Origin of the sequence: Pseudomonas sp. MM227, assembly GCF_947090715.1 — a bacterium.
Taxonomy (GTDB): domain Bacteria; phylum Pseudomonadota; class Gammaproteobacteria; order Pseudomonadales; family Pseudomonadaceae; genus Aquipseudomonas; species Aquipseudomonas baltica.
Genome location: NZ_OX352319.1, coordinates 1,687,664 through 1,713,626 on the forward strand (window position 1 = coordinate 1,687,664; position 25,963 = coordinate 1,713,626).

Consider the following 25,963-nt stretch of genomic DNA (forward strand, 5'->3'; position numbering starts at 1 on the left):
GCGTCCCTCTGGTGCCGTATTCGCACAGGAAATGCCCATGGCCATTCTGCACACCCAGATCAACACCCGTTCCGCCGACTTCGCCGCCAATCGCGAAGCGATGCTGCGGCAGCTCGAAACGCTGCAGCAGTGCGCGGCGCAGATTCACCAGGGCGGTGGTGAAGCGGCGCAGGCGCGGCATGTCGCGCGCGGCAAGCTGCTGCCGCGGCAGCGTATCGACGTGCTGCTCGACCCAGGCTCGGCCTTCCTCGAAGTGGGCCTGCTGGCCGCCCATGAGGTGTATCCCGAACAGGTCGCCGCTGCCGGTTTGATCACCGGTATCGGACGGGTGTCCGGCGTCGAGTGCATGATCATCGCCAACGATGCCACGGTCAAAGGCGGCAGCTATTATCCGCTGACCGTGAAGAAGCATTTGCGCGCCCAGGAAATCGCCCAGCATAACCGCCTGCCCTGTTTGTACCTGGTCGACTCCGGGGGCGCCAACCTGCCGCGTCAGGACGAAGTGTTTCCAGACCGCGAGCACTTCGGGCGGATCTTCTTCAACCAGGCCAACATGAGCGCCCAGGGCATCGCCCAGATCGCCGTGGTGCTGGGCTCGTGCACGGCCGGGGGCGCCTATGTGCCGGCCATGAGTGACGAGACCATCATGGTTCGCGATCAGGCGACCATCTTTCTGGCCGGCCCGCCCCTGGTCAAGGCCGCCACCGGCGAGGTGGTCAGCGCGCAGGCCCTCGGCGGTGCCGACCTGCATTGCCGGCAGTCGGGGGTGGCGGATCACTACGCCGAAAACGACCAGCACGCACTGGCCATCGCCCGACGCTGCGTCGCCCATCTGAACGGACGCAAGCAGGGCTGGCTGGCCTGTGTCGAACCGCGGCCGCCACGCCATGCCGCAGACGAGATCTACGGCTTGGTCCCCACTGACCCCAAGCAGCCACTGCCGATCCACGAAATCATCGCGCGCATCGTCGACGACTCCGCCTTCGACGAGTTCAAGGCGCTGTTCGGGCCGACCCTGATCTGTGGTTTCGCGCATATCCATGGCTACCCGGTGGCCCTCCTGGCAAACAACGGCGTGCTGTTCGCCGAAGCCGCGCAGAAGGGCGCGCACTTCATCGAGCTGGCGTGCCAGCGTGGAATACCCCTGGTGTTCCTGCAGAACATCACCGGCTTCATGGTCGGCCAGAAATACGAGGCCGGCGGTATCGCCAAGCACGGCGCCAAGCTGGTCACGGCGGTGGCCTGCGCCAAGGTGCCCAAGTTCACCGTGATCATCGGTGCCAGCTACGGCGCGGGCAATTACGGGATGTGCGGGCGCGCCTACGATCCGCGCTTCCTGTGGATGTGGCCGAACGCCAAGATCGGCGTGATGGGCGCCCAGCAAGCGGCCGGCGTGCTGGTCCAGGTCAAGCAGGAGCAGGCCCAGCGCCAGGGTCAGGCGTTCAGCGACGAACAGGCCCGGCAACTGGCCGAGCCCATGGTGGCGCAGTACGAACAACAGGCCCACGCGTTCTATTCCTCGGCACGTCTGTGGGACGACGGCGTGATCGATCCTGCGCAAACCCGAACCGTACTGGCGCTGGGTTTATCGGCGGCGTTGAACGCGCCGCTGGTCGAAACCCGCTTCGGCGTCTTCCGCATGTAGCCCATGCACTTATCAGGAATCGGGGATCAGGGTATGCACGAATTCTCCACGATACAGCTGCACATCAGCGCCGAACACGTGGCCAGCGTCTGGCTCGATCGACCGGACAAGAACAACGCACTCAATGCGCTCATGCTGGAGGAGCTGCGCCAGGCCTTCGACCACATCAGCCAGCGGCCAGGGTTGCGCTTCATGTTCCTGCGTGGCCATGGGCAACACTTCAGCGCCGGTGCCGATCTGGCCTGGATGCAAGCCAGTGCCCGGCTGAGCTACGCGGAAAACCTCGCCGAGGCCACGCGTCTGAGCGAGCTGATGGAGCAGCTGCAGCGCCTGCCGCTGCCCACCGTCGCGGTGGTGCAGGGCGCCGCGTTCGCCGGGGCAATGGGCCTGGTCAGTTGCTGTGACATGGCCATCGGCGCCGACGACGCGCTGTTCAGTCTCAGTGAAGTGCGCCTGGGCCTGGCGCCGGCGGTGATCAGTCCCTACGTGGTCCAGGCCATCGGCTCGCGCGCCGCGCGCCGCTATGCGCTAAGCGCCGAGCGTTTCGATGCCGCGCGGGCCCGCGAACTGGGACTGCTCGACGAAGTGTATCCGCGCGCCGAGCTGGAACGGGCGGTACAGGCGTGGCAACGGCGTCTGCTGGGTAACGGTCCCGAAGCGATGCGCGCCTGCAAGGCGCTGCTGCTGGCTATCGGCGATGGCCAGGTCACGGCGCCACGCCAGGCCCAGGCGCAGGCCCTGATCGCCCGGCTGCGCACCGGCCCTGAGGGCCAGGAAGGCATGCAGGCTTTCTTCGACAAACGCGCGCCCGCCTGGGCAGAGGTAACCCCATGAAGCCACTCCCGCAGACCGTGGCAACGCTGCTGATTGCCAACCGTGGCGAGATCGCCTGCCGCATCATCCGCACCGCCAGGGCCATGGGCATCCGCAGCGTGGCCATCTACAGCGACGCCGACGCCGATGCCCGCCATGTGCACGAGGCCGATCTGGCCATCCCCCTGGGTGGCAGCAAACCCGCCGACAGCTACCTGCAGATCGACAAGGTGGTTGCCGCTGCCTTGGCCTGTGGCGCCGACGCGGTCCATCCCGGCTACGGCTTTCTTTCGGAAAACGCCGCCTTCGCCCGGCGCCTGACGCTCGAGGGCATCCTGTTCATCGGCCCGCCCGCCGAGGCCATCGAAGCCATGGGCAGCAAGTCGGCGGCCAAGGCCCTGATGGAACGCGCCGGAGTGCCGCTGGTGCCGGGATACCACGGCCAGGCCCAGGACCTGTCGACCTTCGCCGATGCGGCGCAGCGCATCGGCTACCCGGTGCTGCTCAAGGCCGCTGCCGGCGGTGGCGGCAAGGGTATGAAGGTGGCCGAGTCCGCCGCCGAACTGGCACCTGCCCTGGACTCGGCGCGGCGAGAGGCCGTGGCAGCCTTCGGGGACGGTCATATGCTGGTCGAGAAATACCTGGTGGCACCCCGGCACGTGGAGATCCAGGTCTTTGCCGACGCACAGGGGCATTGCCTCTATCTTCACGAGCGGGATTGCTCCATCCAGCGACGGCATCAGAAAGTACTGGAGGAAGCACCGGCACCGGGGCTCGATGCCTCCCTGCGCCAGGCCATGGGCGAAGCCGCGGTGCGCGCAGCCCAGGCGATTGGCTATGTGGGCGCAGGTACGGTGGAGTTCCTGCTGGATGGGGAAGGGCGTTTCTACTTCATGGAGATGAATACCCGCCTGCAGGTCGAGCATCCGGTGACCGAAGCGATCACCGGGCTGGACCTGGTGGCCTGGCAGATTCGCGTGGCGCGTGGTGAAACCCTGCCGCTGAGCCAGGCGCAGGTTCCCCTGTTCGGGCACGCCATCGAGGTGCGCCTGTATGCCGAAGATCCAGCAGGCGGGTTCCTGCCGGCCAGTGGGCAATTGGCACTGTATCGGGAACCGGCAGCCGGACCCGGGCGGCGAGTGGACAGCGCGGTGCGCGAAGGCGACGTGATTTCGCCATTCTATGATCCGATGATCGCCAAGCTCATTGCCTGGGGTGAAAATCGCGAAGAGGCCCGGCTGCGCCTGCTGGCGATGCTCGCCGAAACGGCGGTCGGCGGGATCAAGAGCAACCTGGCCCTGCTGCAGCGCATCCTTGCCACGCCTGCGTTCGCCGCGTCCCGAATCGACACCGGCTTCATCGAACGCCACGCCGACGCGCTGTTGCCTGCGCCACCGGCGCTGACCGAAGCGTTCTGGCACAGCGCCGCGCGTGCCTTCCTGCGTTCGGCCCCGCTTGTTGCCTGTGAACAAGACCCGCATTCACCTTGGAGCGCTGCCACTGGTTGGCGTCAACTCATGCCTGCGCAAGCCACGCTCGACCTGCGCTGTGGCGCCCAGAGCCGATTGTGCACGGTGGCTTTGAGCAACGCTTGCGCCGGCCCGGATGAAGCACGGCTGATCGGCCGCCGCGGCGACGTCGTCTACCTCCAGTGGCAAGGCGACCCCTACGAGGTCGCGCTGGTTGACTCCCTGGCGGCGGACAGCGGTGTCCATGCGTCCGACGGTTCGCTCGCTGCGCCCATGAACGGCAGCATCGTCCGTCTGTTGGTCAGTCCGGGCCAGCAGGTGGCGTTGGGCGATGGCTTGGTGGTGCTGGAGGCCATGAAGATGGAGCACACCGTGCGTGCCAACCGCGCCGGCGTGGTTCAGGCGCTGTGCTGCGAAGAGGGCGAGATGGTCAGCGAAGGCAGGGTGTTGATCGAGTTGCAGGAGGCCGAACATGCTGCCTGAACGGGTGCGGATCGTCGAGGTCGGGCCCCGTGACGGGTTGCAGAACGAGCAGGGCCGTGTACGCGTCGAAGACAAGGTAGCGCTGGTCGACGCGCTGGTCGCGGCGGGCTTGCAGCATGTCGAGGTCGGCAGTTTCGTCTCGCCGCGCTGGGTGCCGCAGATGGCCGACAGCGCGGCGGTCTTTTCCGCCATCCAGCGTTCGCCGGGGGTGACCTACGCGGCACTGACGCCGAACCTGCAAGGCTTCGAGGCCGCCATTCAAGCTGGTGCATCGGAGGTGGCGGTGTTCGCCGCGGCGTCTGAATCCTTCTCCCAGCGCAACATCAACTGCTCCATCGCACAGAGTCTGCAGCGCTTCGAACCGGTTCTGGCGGCCGCCGCCCAGCACGGTATCAAGGTGCGTGGCTACGTGTCATGCGTGCTCGGGTGTCCGTACGAAGGCCAGATCGCTGCGATGCAGGTGCGCGACGTGGCCAGCGCCATGCTGCAGATGGGCTGCTACGAGATTTCCCTGGGCGACACCCTCGGCGTCGGTACGCCTGGGGCTGCGCGACAACTGATCGAAGTGGTCGCACAGCGCGTGCCGCGGGCGCATCTGGCCGGACACTTTCACGATACGTATGGCCAGGCCGTGGCGAACATCTACGCCTGCCTGCTGGAAGGCCTGCAGGTGTTCGACAGCTCGGTGGCGGGGCTGGGCGGTTGCCCCTACGCGCCGGGCGCCAGCGGCAACGTCGCGACCGAGGACGTCCTCTACCTGCTGCACGGGCTGGGCATCGCTACCGGCGTGGATCTGGCGCAAGTCGTGCAGGCAGGGCAGTCGATCATGCTCGCGCTGGGCAGGCAGAGCGCATCGCGCGTAGCGCGCGCCCACGCCGGCGCAGCGGTACCCCGTTAGCGAATCGCGCCCACAAAAAAGGCCATCCGAAGATGGCCTTTTTCAGTGGTACATCAAGCTGCCGAATTGATCGGCTTCTCTGGGTACCAGGCGTCCAGCAACGGGCTGACTTCGACGCGGGTCAGTTCGCTGCGACCCTTGAGCCAGGCTTCGACGATAGCGCGGTGCTCTTCGGTGACGGAACCACGCTTGGCCAGGCAAACCAGACCGAAGTCGTCGCCGCCAACGTAGTCGAGGCCGTTGGCGTCCATTGCTTCGGTCAGGAACGCATCGAGGAATGCGTCGATCTGCTCGTCAGCCAAATCCTCCTTGAAGTCCAGGTTCAATTCGAAACCCGATTCCTGGAATTCGTCGACGCACAGTTTTTTGCGCAGACGACGGGAGCGGTTAGTGGCCATGAAACAATCCTCTTAGGTAATATCGCGGCGCAGTCTACCAGTTAAGCCAGGCGCCTGCCTGATTCAGTGACAAATGACTTGCCCTGCACCTACTCGCCCAGCCCGGCCAGTGCCAGGCGCAACTGCGTCTGCAATTCCAGCAACGCCAGGTGCAAGGCCTCACGTCCCGGACGCAGATCGTCCCATGGGTGGCTTGCTTCCAGCGCCAGGCACGCTTCATAGACCGCGTGCGCCTGGACGATGCGAGCGGCGCCATTGATCTTGTGAGCAATCTCCACCACGCCCTGGTGGTCGTCGTCGGCAATGGCAAGCAGTCGCTGGCTATCCTCCGTGCAACTGCGCAGTACTTCCTCGAGCAGTCGCCGCGTGAGCACGCTGTTGCCGCCGGTCAAGACGTTGAGTGGGTCGATGATGTTCATGTGTGCAATCACACCAGCGCGTTGCGCTTGGCCATTTCGATAAGTTCAACCAATGAGTTCGCCTGAAGTTTCTGCATCAGGCGTTTCTTGTAGGTACTGACTGTCTTGTTGCTGAGAAACATGCCTGTGGCAATTTCCTTGTTGCTGCGGCCCTGCGCAAACAACTGCAAGACCATCAACTCGCGGTCGTTGATGGTCTTGAACAGTTCGAGTTCCTGAAGTTGGCCTTCATCTTCTCGTGACGGAATCAACGCTTGGCTGGGAAAGTAGTTGTAACCAGAGAACACTGCGCGGACGGCACTGATCAACTCGCTCAGGGCCTCCTGCTTGCAGACGAAACCGGCGGCGCCCGACTGCATGCAGCGTATGGCGAACAGGGCCGGGGCCTGAGCGGTCAGTACCAGGATCTTGTAGGGGACGTTCATGCCATGGAAGCGGGTCAGTACTTCGAGCCCGTCGAGCTTGGGAATGCTGATGTCGAGAATCAGCAAGTCAGGCTGGCACTCGCGCACCATCTGCATGGCATCCACCCCGTTGTCGCTTTCGCCTACGACGCAGTAGCCTTCGTTTTCCAGAAGCATTCTGACGGCGAGCCGAATGACAGGGTGATCATCGATGATGAATACATTACGCATGCAGCCTCTCCTGAACGATCCAGTAAAAGCGCGCACCTTAGCCCAGTTGCTTCGAAGGGCATACGAATGGACTCGGGAAAGAGTGATTCTAGGAAACTTCCTACAGATATAAACGTAACGGAATACAAAGATAGTTTGATTCCAAAGAGTCAACTATCGTTTGTATTCGTTTATTTCCACGCTACAGACTAGAACGAGTTCGAGCGTCCGGTCATTTCGCCGGCCATTTCTGCGGCATAACTGTCGGTCATGCCTGCGATGAAATCGATCATGCGCAGGAACGACTTGTGCAGCGGCCAGTCCGGCTGCGGCGCGTTGTGCCCCAGCAGATCGAGAATGCGCTGGTGCTTGAACGACAACCTGCCTGTGGTGTGCTGCTCCAGCGCCGCCCCGCAGAACGCATTGAGCAGCACTTCGAGGGTGGTGTAGGCGCCGATCTCGTGCAGGGTCTTGCGCTTGTCCTGGAAAATCTTCTTGCGCGCCATGTCCTTGGCGTCGAGCACGCAGCGCTTGGCCGGACCGTGCATGTGCTCGACCAGATCGCCGCTCAGCTGGCCGGCCAGCAGCGCCTGCTGCTGTTCGACGAACGCGCGCGCGGCAGCGTTGGTCAGGTGCTCGATGGCCTTGCCGCGCAGGATCGCCAGCTTGCGCCGCCGCGAGTCCAGTGGGCCGAGCTGGCGATAGGTGTCCGGGATGTCATCGCCTACCAGGTCGAGCAACAGTGCCTCGACTTCGGCGTAGTCGAGCAGCTCCATTTCCAGGCCGTCTTCCAGGTCGATCAGGCCATAGCAGATGTCGTCTGCGGCCTCCATCAGGTACACCAGCGGATGCCGGGCCCAACGCTGCTCTTCGAGCAATGGCAGACCCAGCTTGCCGGCGATCTGTTCGAGCAGCGGCAGTTCGCTCTGGTAGCAGCCGAACTTGTGCTTCTTGTAGCCCAATGCATCGGCGTGGCGCGCCGTCCACGGGTATTTGAGGTAAGTGCCCAGAGTTGCGTAGGTCAGCCGGGTGCCCCCGTCGAACTGGTGATACTCGAGCTGGGTGAGCACCCTGAAGCCTTGGGCATTGCCTTCGAAATTGAGGAAGTCGTCACGCTCCACTTCGCTCATTGCGTCGAGCCAGCCACGCCCGGCTGCCTGGCGGAACCAGTGGCGAATGGCGTCTTCACCGGAATGCCCGAAGGGCGGATTGCCGATGTCGTGCGCCAGGCAGGCCGACTGCACGACCATGCCCAGGTCGCTGGGCTCGCACCATTGCGGCAGCTGGTCGCGCAGGGTTTCGCCCACGCGCATGCCCAGGGAGCGGCCCACGCAACTGACTTCCAGCGAATGGGTCAGGCGCGTATGGATGTGGTCGTTGCTCGACACCGGGTGAACCTGGGTCTTGCGCCCCAGCCGGCGGAAGGCGCCGGAAAAGATGATGCGGTCGTGATCCTTGTGGAACGGGCTGCGGCCCAGTTCTTCCGGGCTGTGCAGGGGCTTGCCCAAGCGTTCGCGTGTAAGCAGTGTGTGCCAATCCAAGGCGATTCCTCCGGGACCCGATCGAGCCTGCAGTGTCGGCCTGCGTGGGCTGGCTGGCAAGGCTGGCATCGGGCCTTGAACGTATTGAGCAGGTAGGTGAAGCAGGAATGTCGGGCAAAAAAAAGCAACCCGGATACGTTTACGACCGCACCCGGGTTGCTCTTTCAGCCAAGCCTAGCGTCTGCGCGAAGAGCCCTGCATGGCCAGCTTGATCACCGGCAACAGCAACGTGCCGACCTTGGCCAGCCGCGAAAGACGGCCCGGACCACGCACCGGCGCGACTACCGGCGCACGAGCGCTGTTACCAGCCCCGCGTCCGGTCAGGAAACCCATCAGGGTGACGCCTGCTATGCCCCACAGCGAGGCATGCTTGATACCCATGCCGGTCTGCACCGATTGACCCAACCCGCGCAGGCGGGTGAGCGGATTGACCAATTGCCGCGACTCGTGCCGCAACTCCTGGCGATGCATTTCCATGCGCAGGCGAATCAACGACTTGCGCATGTCGCGCCGTGACTGGGCGCTGGTAGGTTCGTTTCGGCTCATGGCAGCAGGCGCTCCCGGTCATTGGCCAGTTCTTCCAGTGTCCCACTGAATGGCGAGGATTCATCGAACACAGCCGCCTTGAGGCGGAATGCGCAGAAAATACCTGCCAGTACGTAGAACACCGCCAGGCCGACCATGCCGGCCATGCGGTAGTTGTCCCACAGCAGAATCAGAATGAGCCCGGACAACGCCACCAGTGCCAGCAAGGCGAAGACCAGGGCCAGGCCTGCGAACAGCAACAGGCTGACGGTTCGAGATTTCTGCTCCTGCAACTCGATGCCGAACAGTTCGACATGACTGCGAAGCAGGCCGAGCATGGCAGCACCCAGGCGCCGAGAGGTGGAGCCGGTGCTGTTATCTGTGGTATCCGAGTCGAGGAGGGACATATCAGTGCCTTGTGGCCAGCAGGCCCAGAAGGAAGCCTACGCCTGCGGCGATGCCGACGGACTGCCATGGGTTTTCCTGAACGTAGCCTTCGGCTGCGACTACGGCCTCCTGGCTGCGCTCGGCTGCGGTTTCTTTGGTCTGCTGCAGCGATTCGCGAGCCTTCAGCAGGCTCTCGTTGATCTGCGCGCGCAGTTCTTCGGCCTGGGTGCCGGCGATGCTGGCGGTGTGTTCGAGAAGTTTCTCGGTGTCACGGACCAGGGTCTGAAAATCGGCTTTGAGAACTTCTTGGGCTGCTTTGGTGCTCGGGGTGGCCATGTTGATCTCCATATGGGTGGCGTCTGGATATTTCGAGTGAGGGTGATCCCGAAGGTTCAGTGCCATTGCGCGGCATAATCCTTTGTATAGCCCATTATCGACATGTCGGGGCAATTGACGGGTCTCGGACGGCTGCCTTATGCTGTATAAAGATACAGTATATGGATAATCACTCGCCCATGCTCAACGTCGAACAACTCAAGTACAGCGTCAACCGCATGGCCCCGGACGTGGTTCGCGAAGCCGTGCTGGAACTGCGTCTCGACGGCCTGGTTACCGAAGGCAAGACCCCGTTTAGCAAGCTGCACTTCAACACCTGCTTTGCCGAGGTCGAGGCGCTGTTCCAGCGTGCCGGCTATCACCGACCGCTGGATGTGGTCGGCTACAAGGGCCTGCTGTACGCCTTGTACGACCCAACTCGCTGGGAAGCGGTCGAGGTGCTGCGTTGGCTCAAGGAATTCACCGAGGCAGCCGAGGCTGTCCACGCGCGATGACAGCCGTAACGCCGTGGGCGATACTCGCGGCCTGAAACCATCGTGGATCTAGGCATGTCTGCACCCAAATTCGACCCTGCTGCGCATCAGGCCAGCACCCTGTGCCTGCCACCCGGCAAATGGGCAACCGTGCTGGATTGCCTGTGCGAACATTTTCCGGCCATCGATCGCGCTCAGTGGCTGAGCCGCATGGCCAGGGACCGGGTGCTGGACGCCGACGGCGTACCCATCGGACCTGCCCATGCCTACCGCCAGGGCCTGCGCATCCACTACTTTCGCGAAGTGCCGAACGAACGGCCGATCGCTGCACAGGAGCAGGTGTTGCACGTCGACGAGCATCTGGTGGTGGCCGACAAGCCACACTTCCTGCCGGTGACACCGACCGGCGAGTACGTCGAACACACCTTGCTGCGGCGGCTCATCCGCCGTCTCGACAACCCGCACCTGGTGCCGCTGCACCGCATTGACCGGCATACGGCAGGTCTGGTGCTGTTCTCGGCCAATCCGCAGACGCGCAGTGCCTATCAGCAGCTGTTTCCCACTCGACAGATCGAAAAGCGCTACGAGGCCATCGCGCCCGCACTGCCCGACCTGGCTTTTCCGTGGGTGCACCGCAGCCGCCTGGAGCATGGCGAGCCGTTTTTTCGCATGCGCGAAGTGCCGGGGCCGAGCAACAGTGAAACTCGCCTGGAGGTCGCCGAAAAAGGCGAACACGTGTGGCGCTACGTGCTCAACCCGGTCACCGGCAAGACTCATCAGCTGCGCGTCCACATGACCGCGCTGGGGGCCAGCATCTGCAACGATCCGTTCTACCCGCAGCTGAGCAATACCGAGGTGGACGACTATGCCCGGCCGTTGAAGCTGCTGGCACGCTCGCTGCAGTTCCACGACCCGCTCGACGGTCGCCTGCGCAATTTCGAGACACAACTGAAGCTGACGTTCTAGAACGACAAAGCCCGCCAGAGGGCGGGCTTTGTCTTGCAACACTTAAACTCTGTTTGATCAGAGTTCCTTGACGGTACGTACCTGGTCTTTATTGACACGGGTAGTCTTGCCGTCCAGCTGCTCGAACTCGTAGAAGCCAGCGTCTTCGTCGTAGGAGGGCGTGTCCACCGCCTGGATTTCACGACCGTCGTTCAGGGTGATCACGGTAGGCGATGCGCAACCGGCAAGCGATGCCAGGCCCAGCGCGAGCATGAAAGCGGGAAGGATCCGGTGAGTCATTGTGTTTCTCCACAAAACAAAAAAGGGTGCTGGCGTATACGGGAATAAGACGCTGCTTGCGCCAGCAAAGTTCCGTTGGTCCGACCGGTGCAGTCTAGCGTTTGCCGACCTGCTCAGCGACCCAGCAGTTGAGGCGTATTGAAATTGGCCAGGCGCGGATCGTTCTCGGCACATTGCAGCGGCTGGGCGTTGAGTGCCAGCAAGACCTTGCGCGGGCTCCGTTCGCCGGCATCCCAGGCTTGTCGCACGAGCGGTTGATGCACCTTGCCAACGATGCACAGCAACGGTTCCCAGAACTCACCCTGACGCACCATCAGCGGCTGGGTTGGATGAGTTTGCTGCGCATGGCGCATGGCGTCGAGCAGGGCCTCGTCCACGCCCGGCACATCGCAGGGCAATACCAGCAGCAGCGGGTGTCGAGCGGCGGCCAGGCCGGCCAGAATGCCCGCCAGCGGTCCGGGAAAGTCGCTGCTGTCGTCGTGCACCAAGCGGTCAGCGAAGGCTGCGTATCGCGGATAATTGCGGTTGCACGAAATGATCAGGTCATCGGTCACGGGTCGCACGCGTTGCTGCAGGTGCTCGATCAAGGGCCGGCCATGCCAGTCGATCAGGCCCTTGTCGCGGCCGCCCATGCGTTGTCCGCGGCCGCCTGCCAGCAGCAGGACAGAGCAGGGGGGCAAGGTGTCGGCAGGGTTCATTCGGGGCCTCGGACAGTGGCTGTGGGGCTGTGATATAACACCGTCCATCCCGCCAAACAACCGGACCCAGCCAATGAAAGCCAAGGCAGATGTACCCTTTGTGCCGCTCAATATTGCAGTGTTGACTGTCAGCGACACCCGCAGCGTGGAAACCGATACCTCTGGCCAATTGTTCGTCGATCGCCTGAGCGCGGCGGGCCACGGCCTTTATGCCCGCGTGCTGCTCAAGGACGACCTGTACAAGATCCGTGCACAGGTTGCGCAGTGGATCGCCGATGACCAATGCCAAGTGGTGCTGATTACCGGCGGCACCGGCTTCACCGGCCGTGACAGTACGCCGGAAGCCGTGGCCTGCCTGCTGGACAAGCAAGTCGATGGCTTCGGCGAGCTGTTCCGGCAGATCTCCGTCGCCGACATCGGCACCTCGACCGTGCAGTCGCGTGCGCTCGCCGGGCTCGCCAACGGCACCCTGGTGTGCTGCCTGCCCGGTTCGACCAACGCCTGCCGTACCGGCTGGGACGGCATTCTCGCCGAGCAGTTGGACGTGCGTCACCGGCCGTGCAATTTCGTCGTGCACCTCAAGCAGGCCGAGCCCTGCGTCAGCCGTGGCTGAGTTGCCGGCGGCGCAGCCGCTGCTTCCGGTAGAACAGGCACTGGCGCAACTGCTGGCCATGGCCGATGGCACGCCGGTGCGCGAGCGCGAAAGGGTCGCCCTGGCCCAAGGCGTCGGTCGCGTGCTGGCCACTGACCTGATCGCCACGCTCGACCTGCCGCCCTGGCCCAACAGTGCCATGGACGGCTACGCGCTGCGCCGCGAAGACTGGCAGGGCGAGCCGTTGCGGGTCAGCCAGCGCGTGTTCGCGGGCGCCGTGCCCGCGCCCCTGGAACCCGGCACGTGCGCACGCATCTTTACCGGCGCGCCGCTGCCCGAAGGCGCCGACTGCGTGGAAATGCAGGAGAACGTGCAAATCGTGGACGACCAGCGGGTGAGCTTCGGCCAGCCCTTGAGGGTCGGCCAGAATATCCGTCCCCAGGGCCAGGAAACCCGCATCGGCGAACGCCTGCTCGAAGCTGGCAGCCGCTTGGGTGCGATCGAACTGGGCCTGTTGGCCTCCATGGGGCATGCGCACATCGACGTGGTCCGTCGGCCACGGGTGGCGGTGCTGTCCACGGGAGATGAATTGGTCGAGCCAGGTCAGCCGCTGGGGCCAGGGCAGATCTACAACAGCAATCGTCAGGTGCTGTGCAGTGCCTTGAGTGGTTTGGGCTGTGAGGTGGTGGATGCCGGGATTCTGCCCGACGATCTGCAGCAGACACGCCAGCGCCTGGCGGCTCTGGGTGATGTGGACCTGATTCTGTCCACGGGGGGTGTCTCGGTGGGTGAAGCCGATTTTCTCGGCATCGCCTTGCGTGAGGAAGGGCAGTTGGCCCTCTGGAAACTGGCGATCAAACCCGGCAAGCCACTGACGTTCGGCCACTTCCGTGGCGTACCGGTCATCGGCCTGCCGGGCAATCCGGCATCGACACTGGTCACTTTCACCCTGCTGGCACGGCCTTACCTGCTGCGTCGGCTGGGTGTTCGCGACGTTGCGCCGCTGAGCTTCCAGGTGCCAGCCGGGTTTGCCTGGCCGCGCGCCGGTACCCGTCGCGAGTACCTGCGCGGGCGTATCGAGCAGGGCCGGGCTGTGATCTACCCCAACCAGAGCTCCGGCGTGCTGCTCAGCGCGGCCTGGGCCCATGGGTTGGTGGAAATACGCGAAGGCTGCACATTGAATGAAGGCGAACTGGTCGCCTTCATTCCGTTCAGCGAGCTTTTTTAAGCGTTGCTCTTGGTCGCTTCGACGGCCGCCGGTGCGCGGCCGTAGATGTCGGTGAAGCGCACGATATCGTCTTCGCCCAGGTATTCACCGCTCTGCACTTCGATCATGACCAGGTCGATCACCCCGGAGTTGACCAAGCGGTGCACGTGGCCCTGCTTGATGAAGGTCGACTCGTTGGTGTCGAGCAAAAACTCGTTGTCACCGTTGGTGACTCGGGCCATGCCGCTGACCACGATCCAATGCTCGCTGCGGTGGTGGTGCATCTGCAGCGACAGGGTGCCGCCGGGCTTGACCACGATGCGCTTGATCTTGAAGCGCTTGCCTTCCTCGAGGATGGTGTACGTGCCCCATGGCCGAGTGACCGTGCGGTGCAGGCGGAAGGCATCGTGGCCCTGGCGCTTGAGCTGCTGGGCGAGGAACTTGACGTCCTGGGTGCGGCTGCCGTCGGCGATCAGCAGTGCGTCGGGCGTATCGATCACCACCAGGTTGTCGAGGCCGACGGCGCCGACCAGGCGGCGTGGCGAGTCGATGTAGCAGTTGCTCACGTCATGCAGCACGGTTTCGCCGTTGCACTGGTTGCCCTGTGCGTCGGCTGGAGTCAGCTCGCGCACCGCCTGCCACGAACCGATGTCGCTCCACCCCATCTGGCAGGGAATGACCGCCACCTTGTCGGAGCGTTCGAGCAGCGCGTAGTCGATGGAAATGTCCGGCGCCAGGGCGAAGGTGCTGCTGTCCAGCTCGACCTGCAGCTCGCGGTTGCCCTGCTTGCTGTGGCTGACCTGCAGGCAGGTGGTGGCCGCCAGCAGCACGTCCGGTGCGTGCTTTTCCAGTTCGCGCAGAAGCACGTCCACGCGCATGCAGAACATGCCGGCGTTCCACAGGTAGTCGCCGCTGTCCAGGTAGGCTTGGGCGGTGGCCTGGTCCGGCTTTTCCCGGAAGTGCGCGACTTGATAGCTGCCATCGCCCAGGTCGGCGCCGCGCTCGATGTAGCCGAAACCGGTTTCCGCCGTTTGCGGCACCAGGCCGAACGTCACCAGCCAACCCTCGTCGGCTTTCTTGCGTGCTGCACTGACCGCGGCCTGGAAGGCGTCGATGTCGCGGATGAGGTGATCGGCCGGCAGTACCAGCAATTGCGCCGACGCGCCGTAGTGTTTGGCGGCATGCAAGGCGGCGCTGGCGATGGCTGGCGCAGTGTTGCGGCCCGCAGGTTCGAGAATGAAGTCGAGCAGGGCATCGCGGTCGTTCAATTGGCGGTAGTCGTCCAGCGTGCGGAAGAACACCTCACGGTTGGTCACCGTCAGCACCCGCTCCACGCCTGGCAATTGCGAGGCACGGGTGAAGGTTTTCTGCAGCAGGCTTTCGCCGTCCGGCAGGCGCATGAACGGCTTGGGCATGGCTTCGCGCGATACGGGCCACAGGCGGGTGCCGGAGCCGCCGGCGATGATGCAGGGAATCAGAGTCGTCATAGGTCGAGCCTCGAGTTGAAGGTGGCGGACGGCACCTGCGAAGGCAAGCGCACACGTCCAGCCGGGCTGGATGCATGAAAAGGTCGATGAAGAAGGGCAGGGCGCAGGATTCGGCGATTCGACAATGCTACCGCCCGCCTGGAGACGGGCTGGACGTGCAGGAATCGGGAGGTAACGGCGACTTCGATAGTGGCCAGTTGCTTCGCAGTAAAGCCTAAACGAGAACGGTTGGCGAGTGGTAAATGTACGAATGGTTAAAAACTTTTCGTCGGGGCTTTTTTTCCTGCGGCTGTGGTCACATCAGGCACAGTTCCACTTACTGGCCACCGGAGACATGCAGCATGAGCGAGCGCAAGGCAATTCTGATATTGCACGGCAAACAAGCTTCCAACGAAGACGTCCGCAGCGCGGTGGAGCATCACCGGGAGCAAGGCAACGCGCTGGACGTGCGTCTGACCTGGGAAGGCGGCGACGCCCAGCGTCTGGTCGATGAGGCACTGCGAGCCGGCTACACCCAGATCATCGCCGGCGGTGGCGACGGCACCCTGCGCGATGTGGCCGAAGCGATGGCGCTGGCCAAGACCGACGCCAGCCTGGCGTTGATGCCCCTGGGCACAGCCAACGATTTCGCGCGTGCCGCCGGCGTTCCCCTCGAACCCGAACACGCATTGGCGCTGCTTGCCCGCGAGCCTCAGGCCATCGATCTGGGTGAAGTGGGCGGGCAGGTGTTTCTCAATATGGCAACCGGTGGTTTCGGCAGTCAGGTCACGGCCAATACCTCCGAAGACTTGAAGAAGGTGCTCGGTGGCGCCGCCTACCTGTTCACCGGGCTGTCGCGGTTCAGCGAATTGCGCGCTGCCTCCGCTTCGCTCAGCGGCCCGGACTTCCATTGGGAAGGCGATCTGCTGGCGCTGGGCATCGGCAATGGACGCCAAGCCGGCGGTGGCCACGAATTGTGCCCCGAAGCCGTGGTCGACGACGGACTGCTGGAGATCAGCATTCTGCCGGCACCGACCGAAGTGGTCGGCACCTTGAAAAGCCTGCTCGGCGGCGGCGGACTGGAAACACTGTTCGTGCGTGCGCGGCTGCCGTGGGTTGAAATCAACAGCAAGGAAAACCTCGACATCAACCTCGATGGCGAGCCATTGCGGGGTGAAAACCTGCGCTTCAGCACCATGCCCAAGGCATTGAAAGTTCATTTGCCCGCGGGGTCGCCGCTGCTGAGCCATGGACAACTGACTTAACAGCGCCGACGGCAGTCAAGATATTCGCGCCAGCGCCGATAGCCCGGTACCTCTTCTTTCACTTGGGCTTTGGAGTTTTACATGGCCGGCATTCTTGACTCGGTTGACCAACGTACGCAGCTGGTGGGTGAAAACCGTCTGGAGCTGCTCATGTTTCGCCTGGCCGGCAGGCAACTGTTCGCGATCAACGTGTTCAAGGTCCAGGAAGTCCTGCAGTTGCCCAAGCTGACGCTGATGCCGCAGCGCCATCCGTATGTCTGCGGTGTGATCAACCTGCGCGGGCAGACCCTGCCAGTGATCGACCTGTCCCAGGCCATCGGCATGCGCCCGCTGGTGCCGGGGCCGAGCAGTACCATCATCGTCACCGAATACAACCGCTCGATCCAGGCCTTCCTGGTCGGTGGTGTCGACCGCATCGTCAACATGAACTGGGAAGCCATCCTGCCGCCTCCGGCCAGTGCCGGGCGCCAGCACTATCTGACCGCAATCAGCCGGGTCGACGAGCAACTGGTCGAGATCATCGACGTGGAAAAGGTGCTCGCCGAAATCGTCCCCTACAACGCCCGCGTTTCCCGCGACAAGCTCGACGACCCCTTGCTGGCGCGCGCTCGTGGCCGGGAAGTGCTGCTGGTGGATGACTCGACGGTGGCACTGGCTCAGCTGCGCGATACCTTGTCGCAGCTGGACATCAAGATGCACGTGGCCAGCGATGGCCTCAAGGCGTTGAACAAGCTCAAGGCGTGGGCCGACACCGGCGAGCGCATGACCGACAAACTGCTGATGGTCTTCACCGACGCCGAGATGCCGGAAATGGACGGCTACCGGCTTACCACCGAGATCCGCAACGATCCGCGACTGCGCGACCTCTACGTGGTGCTGCACACCTCGTTGTCGGGCAGCTTCAACGAGTCGATGGTGAAAAAGGTCGGCTGTGACAACTTCCTGTCCAAGTTCCAGCCCGACAAACTGGTCGACGTGGTTCGCCAGCGCCTGGAGCTGGATCAACGCTGACAGGCCCTCGTTATTCTCCTGCCGGTTCCGCTAGACTGGGTTTTTCTCTGTCCTGAGGAGCCGGGCCATGTCGAGCCTTGCCGCGCTGTACCGTTACCCGCTCAAATCGGCCATTGGCCAGTCGCTGCAGCAGTCGCCTGTGGATGGCCTGGGGCTGCTCGGCGATCGGCGCTGGATGCTGGTCGACGCCCAGAGCGGTCGGTTCCTCAGCCAGCGCGCAGACCCTCGCCTGGGGCAGTTGGGTACGCAAGTCGGTGAAGACGCAGGCCTGCGCCTGAGCGCAAGCGGATACCCCGAGCTGAACGTCGCGGTCCCGGAGTCAGGCGAACTGCGCGGAGTCACGCTGTGGAACGACAGCTTCCGCGTGCCCGACGCCGGCGAGGAAGCAGCGCGCTGGGTCAGTGATTTCGTCGGTAAGCCGACTCGGCTGGTGTACGTGCCCGCCGAGCGCGCCCGTACCGTCAGCGCCGGTTACGGCGAGGGCGGCGACAAGGTGGCTTTTGCCGATGGCTTTCCACTGTTGTTGATCGGTCAGGGCTCGCTGGACGACCTGTCCGCACGGGTCGGACGGACGCTGGAGATGGCGCGGTTTCGGCCCAATCTGGTCATCCAGGACAGCGCCGCCTTCGCCGAGGATGGCTGGAAGCGCATTCGCATCGGTGGCCTGGACTTTCGTGTGCTCAAGCCCTGCGCGCGCTGCATTCTGACCACGCTCGACCCGCACACCGGCGAGCGCAGCGCCGATCGCGAGCCCCTGGCAACCCTCAAGCGCTACCGCCAGCAGGACGGCCACGCCATGTTCGGCCAGAATCTGGTATGCGATGGCGCCGGCGTGCTGGAAGTGGGCATGCCGATCACCGTGCTCGAGTGACAGGCCGGCAGCCGGCGGGCTGCCAGGCTCGGCTCACTGGTCGTCGAAGAAGCGTTCGTGCCAGTCCACCACCGGCTGCGGCGCGTTGAGCTTCTCGCCATAGATGACCGCGTAGGACAGCACGTTCTGCACGTACTGGCGGGTTTCATCGAATGGAATGGACTCCACCCAGACATCGAAGCTCAGGTGATTCGCGCCTCTGAGCCACTGCCGTACGCGCCCGGGGCCCGCGTTGTAGGCGGCCGAGGCCAGTACCCGGTTACCGTTGAACTGGCTGTGTACCTGGCTCAGGTATGCAGCACCGAGCTGGATGTTGGTGTCGGGATCGAGTACCTGCTGGGGCGACGACAGCGGGATGCTGAACTTGCGCGAGGTTTCCTTGGCGGTGCCCGGCATCAACTGCATCAATCCCATGGCGCCGGCGCCGGAACGGGCGTCGTCCATGAAGGCGCTTTCCTGACGGGTGATGGCGAACACCCAGCTGGTGTGCAGGCCTCGCACATTGGCTTCGCGAATCAGGGTGTCGCGGTGGGCCATCGGGAAGCGGATGTCCAGGTCGTCCCAGTACTGCGCCTGGCTGATCGTGCGAATGGCCGGAAAGTACCAGCGCATGTCGTAGGCCAGCTTGGCCTGGGCGACCATCTCGTCGCGGTCGAAATGGCGGCTGACGTGATACCACTCGCGTCGCGCATCGACGATCTGGCCACGTGCGTAGAGCTCGAGCGAACGACGTACACCGGCGGTGTTGCGCACCTTGTTGACCAGCGCCTGGCTCATCACCAGCGGCTTGTTGTTGAGCGAGTAGGGCGCCTGGATGCGGTCGGCCGCCAGAAAGCCGTAGAAGTCGCGCTCCTTGGCCACCGCCTTGTACAGCGAAGGCACCTTGGCACTCTGCGGCTGGGCCAGCTCCAGGCTGCGCGCCTGCCAGTACTGCCAGCGGTTGGTCTTGGCCAGGTCCTTGGGCAGGCGGGTGGTCAGGTCGTAGGCGTCCTGCCAGCGGCCCAGGCGCAGCAGCAGGCGCAGGCGCCATTCGGTCACGGTGTCGTCGCGCAGCTCCGGATCGTAGCGAGTCATCAGCTCCAGCGCCCGCGGATCGTAGCGCCGCGCCAGGGTCAGGCCGATCTCGCGGGCGATGGCAACCTTCTCCTCGGCCGAGAAACGCATGTTGCTGGCATAGCTGTCGAGCATGCGCATGGCTTTTTCCGGGTCCTGACGGGCCAGGCGGCGCAGCCCCAGCCCGACCACGTCGGACATGGCTTCGTCGACCGGCATGAAACGCGCCGGTTGGTCGAGCAGTTCGGGTTTCTGCGCGACATCCAGCAGCAGTCGACCCTGGCTCGACAGGCTGGTCAGGCTTTGCACCAGGCTGGTGGCCAACGGGTAGTTGCGCTCCTGGGCCGCCAGCTTGGCGCGCTGCCAGCGCTTGTTCTCGGTCAGCTGGCCTTCGCTGGCCCAGCGCTGGAACAGCCCGTCGCAGGCCGTGGGCAGCGATTTGCCGGTGAGCCACAGTTTGTCGGCATTGGCATAGCCTTCGGCGCGCAGCTGGCTGTTGCTCAGCTGGTACTGGCCGTACAGGCAGTCGAGCTCCTTGAAGTTGAGCTTGGGGTCGTAGTATTTGACGAACGGCGCCCACTCGCCGCGCTCGGCCAGCTGTCGCAGCCAGCGCAGTTTCATCCAGTTGGCCTGGGGCAGGTCGCCGTGCTTGGCGAGAAAGCCTTCGATCTCGGCGTTGCTGGCGCTGCGCAGGCGCGGGGTGAGCTCGTCGTAGGCCAGGTAGGCCTCCAGCGGGTAGTCCTGAAGCTCGGCGGCGTAGCGCATGTACGGGCCGCTGTCGCCCTTGGCCAGGGCGCGCTTGGCCTCGTCGTAGTATTGACGCTGCGTGGCCAGGTCGGCGGCCTGGACGTTGGCGACACTGGATGCGGAGAGGATGAGGCAGGACAACAAGCTGAACAGGCGACTGCGCATGAGACTTCCAGGCAGAAAAGACGTGACAAGTGTCGGCAGTGCCAGCACTAAAGAAGTGAGCCTAGCTTAGCCTCTAGGGCAGGCGCGATGAAAGCGTTCAGGATCATTCATTTTATTGCCGCCTTCGGTCTGCCAGGGCAAAAGTCGGTTAGAATGCGCGCCCGGTTTTTGGAGAAGCTCATGACCCTGCTCAAATTCAGCGATGTGTCCCTTGCATTCGGCGCGATGCCGTTGTTGGACAAGGTGTCCTGGCAGATCGCCCGTGGTGAGCGGGTGTGCATCATCGGCCGCAACGGCACTGGCAAATCCAGCATGCTGAAGCTGGTCAAGGGCGTGCAGAAACCCGACGACGGCGCCGTCTGGCGTGCGCCGGGGCTGAAGATCGGCGAGCTGCCGCAGGAACTGCCGGTGGCCGACGACCGGACTGTGTTCGACGTGGTTGCCGAGGGCCTGGACGGGGTCGGCGCGCTGCTGGCCGAGTACCATCACCTGAGCCAGAACATCGTCACCGACGAAGACCTGAACAAGCTCATGCACGTCCAGCAGGATCTCGAAGCCCGTGACGGCTGGCGCTTGCAGCAACTGGTCGACAGCACCCTGAGCCGCCTGCAGCTGCCTGCCGACAAGACCTTGAAGCAGTTGTCCGGTGGCTGGCGCCGCCGCGTCCTGCTGGCCCAGGCGCTGGTGTCCGAACCTGACCTGCTGCTGCTCGACGAACCGACCAACCACCTGGACATCGGCGCGATCGCCTGGCTCGAAGAAGCCCTCAAGGATTTCCAGGGGGCGGTGCTGTTCATTACCCACGACCGTTCATTCCTGCAGAATCTGGCCACGCGCATTCTCGAGCTCGATCGCGGCGGCCTGATCGACTGGAACGGCGACTACGCCAGCTTCCTGGTGCACAAGGAGGCCATGCTGTCGGCCGAGGAAACCGCCAACGCGCTGTTCGACAAGCGCCTGGCCCAGGAAGAAGTGTGGATCCGCCAGGGCATCAAGGCCCGACGCACCCGCAACGAAGGCCGCGTGCGTGCGCTCAAGGCATTGCGTGTGGAGCGTGGCGAACGCCGCGAGCGCACCGGCAAGGCCAACATCCAGCTCGATACCGCCGACAAGTCCGGCAAGCAGGTGATGGTCCTTGACAACGTCAGCTTCGCCCATCCGGGTGGGCCGATGCTGATCAAGGATTTCTCCATGGTCCTACAACGCGAGGACCGTATCGGCCTGCTGGGGGCGAACGGTACCGGCAAGACCACGCTGCTCAAGCTGATGCTCGACAACCTGCAGCCCACCAACGGTTCGGTCGACGTCGGCACGCGCCTCGACGTCGCCTACTTCGACCAGTTGCGCCACCAGCTCGACCTGGAAAAGACCGTCATCGACAACGTTGCCGAGGGCCGCGATTTCATCGACATCGACGGTCAGAGCCGCCACGTGCTGAGCTACCTGGGCGACTTCCTGTTCAGCCCCCAGCGTGCACGCACGCCGGTCAAGGCCCTGTCGGGCGGTGAGCGTGCGCGCCTGTTGCTGGCCAAGCTGTTCAGCAAGCCGGCCAACCTGCTGGTGCTGGACGAACCGACCAACGACCTCGACGTCGAGACCCTCGAACTGCTCGAAGAAGTGCTGTCCGCTTTCAAGGGTACCGTGTTGATGGTCAGCCACGACCGGGCCTTCCTCGACAACGTGGTCACCAGCACGCTGGTGTTCGAAGGCGAGGGCAAGGTTCGCGAATACGTCGGAGGCTACCAGGACTGGATCCGCCAGGGCGGCTCGCCCAAGCTGCTCGGCGTGACCGAGAACAAGTCAGGCAAGGCCGAGCTCAACAGCGCCGTGGTCAAGACCGCAGAGCCTGCACCTGTGGAAGCACCGGCGCCCGCCAAGAAGAAGCTCAGCTACAAGCTGCAGCGCGAGCTGGAAGCCCTGCCGGGCCAGATCGAAGCCAAGGAGCAGGAAATCGCTGCGCTGGAAGCCGAGATGGCCGATGCCGGGTTCTATCAGCGGCCTGCCGCGCAGACGGCGGAAGTGATGGCCAAGCTGGAAGCCTCGCAGGCCGAGCTGGAAGTCATGGTCGAGCGCTGGGCCGAACTCGACGCCTGAACCTCGAGCTGACCACTCACCCCGAACCGGCATGAATGCCTGGTCCGGGGTGACGCACGTCACTCGGCGCGCTTGACCAGGCGCACCGCCAAAACGTCGCACGGCGCTCCGTGCAACACGTCGTTGGCCGTCGAACCAAGCAGCAATGCCAGGCCATGACGGCCATGACTGCCGACCACCACCAGGTCGCATTCCGATTTCTTCGCCAGGTTGTGAATCTCCTGACGCGGCTGGCCGTAGGTCAGGTGGCAATCGCCGACGACCAGGTCCGGGTACTTGACCTTCAGCGTTTCCAGGCGCTCCTTGGCCTGATCGAACTGCTGCTGCTGCAACTGCGAGAGGTCCATCGGCACGTCCCCGCCGAAAGCCATGGCCATGGGTTCGACGATGTGCACCAGCGAGAGCTTGGCGCCGTTGCTGACCGCCAGCTCCCGGGCCCGCTTGATGACCGGGTCACACTCCTCGGTGAGGTCGACGGCGACCAGAATGTGTTGGTAGGGCATAAGAAGCACTCCTGACGATTGCGATAGCTTGAGTATGGACTGTTTGGGCGGGGCGCGACATGAACAACCCTCGCCGATCTATTTGAAACGCTTAGCGGGTGTACTCTTTATGACGGTGTGGATAGTCGTGTCAATCCTTGCGCTGATTCTCAGCCCCATGGTATGGCTGCGGCCGTCGCGCAGCCAGAGCGGCCGCATGGCCGTGCGCCTGCAGGCGCGGCGGATGGGCCTGGCCATGCAGCTGGCTCCCCAGCAGTGGCCGCACTGGCTCAGCGTCGAGCCACCCGACCCCTGTGCGCAATACCATCGGCCACGCCGCAAGGGCAGGGTCGACAGCTGGAGCTACTGGCAGACCGAGCCGGGGGTCTGGTGCAACCAGTGGCGCGAAGCCTGTATCGATCCGCTGCTGCTGCCTCACCTGGCCACGTTGCCCGCCGACGTCTACAAGCTCGAAGCCGGGCCGCAGATGCTCGCCCTGTACTGGGGCGAGAAGGGTAACGAAAAGGTGCTTCAGGATATTGCAAAGGTCCTGCAAGCACTGGCTTGATCGTTGTCTCGAGCTATCGTCATATGCCTGCGGCAGGCTGTCGCAGGTGCGCGTTTCTGCGCATTCCAGAAATGACCGCAAAGTCGCGTTTTCTCGCGGCTGGCGCGGCATTTGACAATCGCCCGCAATTCCGTGAATGTACACGCAGCCCAATCAAACGGGCGTATGAATCGAGCGTTTTTCAGTCACGCTCCAGCACTATCCCGACTACCGCGCTGACGGGTATGCCTGGCTACAGAGAGCGGCGGCCATGTATCGCCCCCTTTTATCCAGCGTCAGGCGTGTACTGTTCAGCTTCCATATCGTGGAGATCAGTGGATGATTTACGAAGGTAAAGCCATCACGGTGAAGGCTCTTGAAAGCGGCATCGTCGAACTGCGGTTCGACCTCAAGGGCGAGTCCGTCAACAAATTCAACCGGCTCACGCTCGAAGAGCTGCGCGAAGCGATCGCGGCAATCAAGGCCGACGCTTCGGTCAAGGGCGTGATCGTCGCCAGTGGCAAGGACGTCTTCATCGTCGGTGCGGACATCACCGAATTCGTCGAGAATTTCAAGTTGCCCGAAGCCGAGCTGGTCGCGGGCAACCTGCAGGCCAATCGCATCTTCAGCGACTTCGAGGACCTCGAAGTGCCGACGGTCGCCGCCATCAACGGCATCGCCCTGGGCGGCGGCCTGGAAATGTGCCTGGCTGCCGACTACCGGGTCATGTCCAGCGAAGCGAAGATCGGCCTGCCCGAGGTCAAGCTGGGCATCTACCCAGGTTTCGGCGGCACGGTGCGCCTGCCGCGCATCATCGGCGCCGACAATGCCATCGAGTGGATTGCGTCGGGCAAGGAAAACGGCGCCGACGATGCGCTCAAGGTGGGTGCGGTCGATGCCGTCGTGGCGCCGGACAAGCTCGAAGCTGCTGCTTTAGACCTGGTCAAGCGCGCCATCAGCGGCGAATTCGACTACAAGGCCAAGCGCCAGCCCAAGTTGGTCAAGCTCAGGCTCAACGCCATCGAACAGATGATGGCGTTCGAAACCGCCAAGGGCTTCGTCGCCGGCCAGGCCGGGCCCAACTATCCGGCGCCGGTCGAGGCCATCAAGACCATCCAGAAAGCAGCCAGTTTCGGTCGCGAGAAAGCCCTCGAAATCGAAGCCGCCGGCTTCGCCAAGATGGCCAAGACCTCGGCCGCGCAAAGCCTCATCGGCCTGTTCCTCAACGATCAGGAACTCAAGCGCAAGGCCCGTGGCTACGACAAGGTGGCCCGCGATGTGAGTCAGGCGGCCGTGCTGGGCGCTGGCATCATGGGCGGTGGCATCGCCTATCAGTCGGCGCTCAAGGGCACGCCGATCCTGATGAAGGACATCAACGAGAAGGGCATCGAACAGGGCCTGGCCGAGGCGTCCAAGCTGCTCGGCGCGCGCGTCGAAAAAGGTCGCCTGACCCCGGCGAAGATGGCCGAAGCGCTCAACGACATTCGTCCGACGCTGTCTTACGGCGATTTCGGCCATGTCGACATCGTCGTCGAAGCGGTAGTGGAAAACCCCAAGGTCAAGCAGGCAGTGCTGGCCGAGGTCGAGGCGCAGGTCAAGGACGACACCATCCTGGCGTCCAACACCTCGACCATTTCCATCAACCTGCTGGCGCAGGCACTCAAGCGTCCGGAAAACTTCGTCGGCATGCACTTCTTCAACCCGGTGCACATGATGCCGCTGGTCGAAGTGATCCGTGGCGAGAAGTCCAGTGAGGTTGCCGTGGCGACCACCGTTGCCTATGCCCGCAAGATGGGCAAGAACCCCATCGTGGTCAACGATTGCCCCGGCTTTTTGGTGAACCGCGTGCTGTTCCCGTACTTCGGCGGTTTCGCCCGGCTGGTCAGCGCCGGTGTCGATTTCGTGCGCATCGACAAGGTCATGGAGAAATTCGGCTGGCCCATGGGCCCGGCCTACCTGATGGACGTGGTCGGCATCGACACCGGCCATCATGGCCGTGATGTGATGGCCGAAGGCTTCCCGGATCGCATGAAAGACGAGCGTCGCTCCGCCATCGACGCGCTGTACGAGGCCAACCGCCTGGGGCAGAAGAACGGCAAGGGCTTTTATGCCTACGAAACCGACAAGCGCGGCAAGCCGAAGAAGGTGGCCGATCCTGCGGCGCTGGACGTGCTCAAGCCGGTGATCTACGAACAGCGCGAGGTCTCCGACGAAGACATCGTCAACTGGATGATGATCCCGCTGTGCCTGGAAACCGTACGCTGCCTGGAAGACGGCATCGTCGAAACCGCAGCCGAGGCCGACATGGGCCTGGTCTATGGCATCGGTTTCCCCCCGTTCCGCGGCGGTGCGCTGCGCTACATCGATTCGCTGGGCGTGGCCGAATTCGTCGAGCTGGCCGACCGCTACGCCGAACTGGGTCCGCTGTACCAGCCTACGCAGAAGCTTCGTGAAATGGCGCGTGCTGGCCAGACCTTCTTCGGGCAAGCGGCCAACGTACAGAACAAGGGTGAATGACT

26 protein-coding genes are annotated in these 25,963 nt (G+C 63.7%); 14 read left to right on the forward strand and 12 right to left on the reverse strand.

All coding sequences use genetic code 11. The features are described from left to right. Window positions 1–37: 37 nt before the first annotated feature. The 4 genes from ONG87_RS07710 to ONG87_RS07725 are packed head-to-tail and all read left to right on the forward strand — an operon-like array spanning window position 38 to window position 5,308. The gene (locus tag ONG87_RS07710) at window positions 38–1,645 is read left to right on the forward strand and encodes a carboxyl transferase domain-containing protein (protein WP_264382568.1); all 1,608 of its coding nucleotides are present in this window, start codon (window positions 38–40) and stop codon (window positions 1,643–1,645) included. A 33-nt stretch (window positions 1,646–1,678) separates the two neighbouring features. Beyond that, window positions 1,679–2,479 (forward strand): enoyl-CoA hydratase-related protein, encoded by an 801-nt coding sequence (locus ONG87_RS07715; protein ID WP_264382569.1) that lies wholly within the window; start codon window positions 1,679–1,681, stop codon window positions 2,477–2,479. Beyond that, entirely contained in the window at window positions 2,476–4,410 is a 1,935-nt protein-coding gene (locus tag ONG87_RS07720; RefSeq protein WP_264382570.1) for an acetyl/propionyl/methylcrotonyl-CoA carboxylase subunit alpha, read from the forward strand. Before ONG87_RS07715 ends, ONG87_RS07720 begins: the two co-directional genes overlap by 4 nt. Continuing rightward, window positions 4,400–5,308 carry a hydroxymethylglutaryl-CoA lyase gene (locus tag ONG87_RS07725; protein WP_264382571.1) on the forward strand — a complete coding sequence of 303 codons (909 nt, stop codon included), beginning with the start codon at window positions 4,400–4,402 and terminating at the stop codon, window positions 5,306–5,308. The genes ONG87_RS07720 and ONG87_RS07725 overlap by 11 nt, the downstream gene beginning before the upstream one ends. Window positions 5,309–5,361: 53 nt before the next feature. On the opposite strand, the gene ONG87_RS07730 is transcribed toward ONG87_RS07725, so the two are convergent. From ONG87_RS07730 to ONG87_RS07760, 7 genes are all read right to left on the reverse strand, one after another. Next, window positions 5,362–5,706, reverse strand: coding sequence for a YggL family protein (locus ONG87_RS07730; RefSeq protein WP_264382572.1), 345 nt, complete (start codon window positions 5,704–5,706; stop codon window positions 5,362–5,364). Window positions 5,707–5,795: 89 nt separating this feature from the next. Continuing rightward, the gene (locus ONG87_RS07735) at window positions 5,796–6,125 is read right to left on the reverse strand and encodes an Hpt domain-containing protein (protein ID WP_192103640.1); all 330 of its coding nucleotides are present in this window, start codon (window positions 6,123–6,125) and stop codon (window positions 5,796–5,798) included. Window positions 6,126–6,133: 8 nt separating this feature from the next. Next, a complete protein-coding gene (locus ONG87_RS07740; RefSeq protein WP_122478828.1) occupies window positions 6,134–6,760 on the reverse strand; it encodes a response regulator transcription factor in 627 nt (208 codons plus the stop codon). 188 nt (window positions 6,761–6,948) lie between these two features. Next, a complete protein-coding gene (locus ONG87_RS07745) occupies window positions 6,949–8,280 on the reverse strand; it encodes a deoxyguanosinetriphosphate triphosphohydrolase (protein WP_122478826.1) in 1,332 nt (443 codons plus the stop codon). Between the two features lie 174 nt (window positions 8,281–8,454). Continuing rightward, complete coding sequence (locus ONG87_RS07750; RefSeq protein ID WP_122478824.1) at window positions 8,455–8,826, reverse strand: hypothetical protein; 372 nt, start codon at window positions 8,824–8,826, stop codon at window positions 8,455–8,457. Further along, the gene (locus ONG87_RS07755) at window positions 8,823–9,212 is read right to left on the reverse strand and encodes a phage holin family protein (RefSeq protein WP_049859111.1); all 390 of its coding nucleotides are present in this window, start codon (window positions 9,210–9,212) and stop codon (window positions 8,823–8,825) included. Before ONG87_RS07755 ends, ONG87_RS07750 begins: the two co-directional genes overlap by 4 nt. A gap of 1 nt (window position 9,213) precedes the next feature. Next, complete coding sequence (locus ONG87_RS07760; RefSeq protein WP_122478822.1) at window positions 9,214–9,528, reverse strand: YqjD family protein; 315 nt, start codon at window positions 9,526–9,528, stop codon at window positions 9,214–9,216. Between the two features lie 179 nt (window positions 9,529–9,707). On the opposite strand from ONG87_RS07760, the gene ONG87_RS07765 reads away from it, so the two are divergent. After that, complete coding sequence (locus ONG87_RS07765) at window positions 9,708–10,022, forward strand: transcriptional regulator (protein ID WP_122478820.1); 315 nt, start codon at window positions 9,708–9,710, stop codon at window positions 10,020–10,022. Window positions 10,023–10,076: 54 nt separating this feature from the next. After that, window positions 10,077–10,967, forward strand: a complete 891-nt coding sequence (locus tag ONG87_RS07770) for a pseudouridine synthase (protein ID WP_122478818.1) — start codon at window positions 10,077–10,079, stop codon at window positions 10,965–10,967. Between the two features lie 57 nt (window positions 10,968–11,024). Here the strand turns inward: ONG87_RS07770 and ONG87_RS07775 are convergent, their stop codons facing one another. Together ONG87_RS07775 and mobA are read right to left on the reverse strand one after the other, a co-directional pair. Continuing rightward, entirely contained in the window at window positions 11,025–11,246 is a 222-nt protein-coding gene (locus tag ONG87_RS07775; protein WP_043188230.1) for a YgdI/YgdR family lipoprotein, read from the reverse strand. Window positions 11,247–11,359: 113 nt separating this feature from the next. Beyond that, the gene (gene mobA, locus ONG87_RS07780) at window positions 11,360–11,944 is read right to left on the reverse strand and encodes a molybdenum cofactor guanylyltransferase MobA (RefSeq protein ID WP_122478817.1); all 585 of its coding nucleotides are present in this window, start codon (window positions 11,942–11,944) and stop codon (window positions 11,360–11,362) included. 73 nt (window positions 11,945–12,017) lie between these two features. Between mobA and moaB the strand changes: the two genes are divergently transcribed. Next, on the forward strand, window positions 12,018–12,557 hold the full coding sequence (gene moaB / locus ONG87_RS07785; RefSeq protein ID WP_122478815.1) for a molybdenum cofactor biosynthesis protein B: 540 nt from the start codon (window positions 12,018–12,020) through the stop codon (window positions 12,555–12,557). Between the two features lie 58 nt (window positions 12,558–12,615). Then, window positions 12,616–13,764, forward strand: a complete 1,149-nt coding sequence (gene glp, locus ONG87_RS07790) for a gephyrin-like molybdotransferase Glp (RefSeq protein WP_264382839.1) — start codon at window positions 12,616–12,618, stop codon at window positions 13,762–13,764. On the opposite strand, the gene ONG87_RS07795 is transcribed toward glp, so the two are convergent. Beyond that, window positions 13,761–15,230: a mannose-1-phosphate guanylyltransferase/mannose-6-phosphate isomerase gene (locus ONG87_RS07795; protein ID WP_122478811.1), complete on the reverse strand. Its 1,470-nt coding sequence runs from the start codon at window positions 15,228–15,230 to the stop codon at window positions 13,761–13,763. The genes glp and ONG87_RS07795 overlap by 4 nt on opposite strands. A gap of 341 nt (window positions 15,231–15,571) precedes the next feature. On the opposite strand from ONG87_RS07795, the gene yegS reads away from it, so the two are divergent. The 3 genes from yegS to ONG87_RS07810 all read left to right on the forward strand — a co-directional run bounded on the left by yegS (window position 15,572) and on the right by ONG87_RS07810 (window position 18,356). Beyond that, the gene (gene yegS, locus ONG87_RS07800) at window positions 15,572–16,474 is read left to right on the forward strand and encodes a lipid kinase YegS (protein WP_264382573.1); all 903 of its coding nucleotides are present in this window, start codon (window positions 15,572–15,574) and stop codon (window positions 16,472–16,474) included. Window positions 16,475–16,555: 81 nt separating this feature from the next. Beyond that, the gene (locus tag ONG87_RS07805; RefSeq protein WP_122478808.1) at window positions 16,556–17,485 is read left to right on the forward strand and encodes a chemotaxis protein CheV; all 930 of its coding nucleotides are present in this window, start codon (window positions 16,556–16,558) and stop codon (window positions 17,483–17,485) included. A gap of 67 nt (window positions 17,486–17,552) precedes the next feature. Further along, window positions 17,553–18,356 carry an MOSC domain-containing protein gene (locus ONG87_RS07810; protein ID WP_264382574.1) on the forward strand — a complete coding sequence of 268 codons (804 nt, stop codon included), beginning with the start codon at window positions 17,553–17,555 and terminating at the stop codon, window positions 18,354–18,356. A 33-nt stretch (window positions 18,357–18,389) separates the two neighbouring features. Here ONG87_RS07810 and ONG87_RS07815 read toward each other — a convergent pair whose 3' ends face one another. After that, on the reverse strand, window positions 18,390–20,321 hold the full coding sequence (locus tag ONG87_RS07815) for a transglycosylase SLT domain-containing protein (RefSeq protein ID WP_264382575.1): 1,932 nt from the start codon (window positions 20,319–20,321) through the stop codon (window positions 18,390–18,392). A 180-nt stretch (window positions 20,322–20,501) separates the two neighbouring features. Here ONG87_RS07815 and ONG87_RS07820 point away from each other — a divergent pair, with 180 nt between their 5' ends. Further along, on the forward strand, window positions 20,502–22,415 hold the full coding sequence (locus ONG87_RS07820; RefSeq protein ID WP_264382576.1) for an ATP-binding cassette domain-containing protein: 1,914 nt from the start codon (window positions 20,502–20,504) through the stop codon (window positions 22,413–22,415). A gap of 59 nt (window positions 22,416–22,474) precedes the next feature. On the opposite strand, the gene ONG87_RS07825 is transcribed toward ONG87_RS07820, so the two are convergent. Further along, window positions 22,475–22,918: a universal stress protein gene (locus ONG87_RS07825; RefSeq protein ID WP_043188257.1), complete on the reverse strand. Its 444-nt coding sequence runs from the start codon at window positions 22,916–22,918 to the stop codon at window positions 22,475–22,477. A gap of 109 nt (window positions 22,919–23,027) precedes the next feature. Here ONG87_RS07825 and ONG87_RS07830 point away from each other — a divergent pair, with 109 nt between their 5' ends. Both ONG87_RS07830 and fadB read left to right on the forward strand, forming a co-directional pair. Continuing rightward, window positions 23,028–23,465, forward strand: a complete 438-nt coding sequence (locus ONG87_RS07830; RefSeq protein ID WP_264382577.1) for a hypothetical protein — start codon at window positions 23,028–23,030, stop codon at window positions 23,463–23,465. Window positions 23,466–23,783: 318 nt separating this feature from the next. Beyond that, on the forward strand, window positions 23,784–25,961 hold the full coding sequence (fadB, locus tag ONG87_RS07835; protein ID WP_264382578.1) for a fatty acid oxidation complex subunit alpha FadB: 2,178 nt from the start codon (window positions 23,784–23,786) through the stop codon (window positions 25,959–25,961). Window positions 25,962–25,963: the final 2 nt, after the last annotated feature.

Excerpts from the sequence above, each read along its gene's own strand:
- mobA (WP_122478817.1), bottom strand. The coding sequence starts at position 11,944 with ATGAACCCTGCCGACACCTTGCCCCCCTGCTCTGTCCTGCTGCTGGCA.
- ONG87_RS07805 (WP_122478808.1), top strand. The coding sequence starts at position 16,556 with ATGGCCGGCATTCTTGACTCGGTTGACCAACGTACGCAGCTGGTGGGT.
- ONG87_RS07815 (WP_264382575.1), bottom strand. The coding sequence starts at position 20,321 with ATGCGCAGTCGCCTGTTCAGCTTGTTGTCCTGCCTCATCCTCTCCGCA.
- ONG87_RS07755 (WP_049859111.1), bottom strand. The coding sequence starts at position 9,212 with ATGTCCCTCCTCGACTCGGATACCACAGATAACAGCACCGGCTCCACC.
- ONG87_RS07820 (WP_264382576.1), top strand. The coding sequence starts at position 20,502 with ATGACCCTGCTCAAATTCAGCGATGTGTCCCTTGCATTCGGCGCGATG.
- moaB (WP_122478815.1), top strand. The coding sequence starts at position 12,018 with ATGAAAGCCAAGGCAGATGTACCCTTTGTGCCGCTCAATATTGCAGTG.
- ONG87_RS07810 (WP_264382574.1), top strand. The coding sequence starts at position 17,553 with ATGTCGAGCCTTGCCGCGCTGTACCGTTACCCGCTCAAATCGGCCATT.
- ONG87_RS07725 (WP_264382571.1), top strand. The coding sequence starts at position 4,400 with ATGCTGCCTGAACGGGTGCGGATCGTCGAGGTCGGGCCCCGTGACGGG.
- ONG87_RS07760 (WP_122478822.1), bottom strand. The coding sequence starts at position 9,528 with ATGGCCACCCCGAGCACCAAAGCAGCCCAAGAAGTTCTCAAAGCCGAT.
- ONG87_RS07770 (WP_122478818.1), top strand. The coding sequence starts at position 10,077 with ATGTCTGCACCCAAATTCGACCCTGCTGCGCATCAGGCCAGCACCCTG.
- ONG87_RS07795 (WP_122478811.1), bottom strand. The coding sequence starts at position 15,230 with ATGACGACTCTGATTCCCTGCATCATCGCCGGCGGCTCCGGCACCCGC.
- ONG87_RS07740 (WP_122478828.1), bottom strand. The coding sequence starts at position 6,760 with ATGCGTAATGTATTCATCATCGATGATCACCCTGTCATTCGGCTCGCC.
- ONG87_RS07775 (WP_043188230.1), bottom strand. The coding sequence starts at position 11,246 with ATGACTCACCGGATCCTTCCCGCTTTCATGCTCGCGCTGGGCCTGGCA.
- ONG87_RS07730 (WP_264382572.1), bottom strand. The coding sequence starts at position 5,706 with ATGGCCACTAACCGCTCCCGTCGTCTGCGCAAAAAACTGTGCGTCGAC.
- ONG87_RS07720 (WP_264382570.1), top strand. The coding sequence starts at position 2,476 with ATGAAGCCACTCCCGCAGACCGTGGCAACGCTGCTGATTGCCAACCGT.
- glp (WP_264382839.1), top strand. The coding sequence starts at position 12,616 with ATGGCCGATGGCACGCCGGTGCGCGAGCGCGAAAGGGTCGCCCTGGCC.
- ONG87_RS07750 (WP_122478824.1), bottom strand. The coding sequence starts at position 8,826 with ATGAGCCGAAACGAACCTACCAGCGCCCAGTCACGGCGCGACATGCGC.
- ONG87_RS07830 (WP_264382577.1), top strand. The coding sequence starts at position 23,028 with ATGACGGTGTGGATAGTCGTGTCAATCCTTGCGCTGATTCTCAGCCCC.
- fadB (WP_264382578.1), top strand. The coding sequence starts at position 23,784 with ATGATTTACGAAGGTAAAGCCATCACGGTGAAGGCTCTTGAAAGCGGC.
- ONG87_RS07765 (WP_122478820.1), top strand. The coding sequence starts at position 9,708 with ATGCTCAACGTCGAACAACTCAAGTACAGCGTCAACCGCATGGCCCCG.
- ONG87_RS07735 (WP_192103640.1), bottom strand. The coding sequence starts at position 6,125 with ATGAACATCATCGACCCACTCAACGTCTTGACCGGCGGCAACAGCGTG.
- yegS (WP_264382573.1), top strand. The coding sequence starts at position 15,572 with ATGAGCGAGCGCAAGGCAATTCTGATATTGCACGGCAAACAAGCTTCC.
- ONG87_RS07710 (WP_264382568.1), top strand. The coding sequence starts at position 38 with ATGGCCATTCTGCACACCCAGATCAACACCCGTTCCGCCGACTTCGCC.
- ONG87_RS07715 (WP_264382569.1), top strand. The coding sequence starts at position 1,679 with ATGCACGAATTCTCCACGATACAGCTGCACATCAGCGCCGAACACGTG.
- ONG87_RS07825 (WP_043188257.1), bottom strand. The coding sequence starts at position 22,918 with ATGCCCTACCAACACATTCTGGTCGCCGTCGACCTCACCGAGGAGTGT.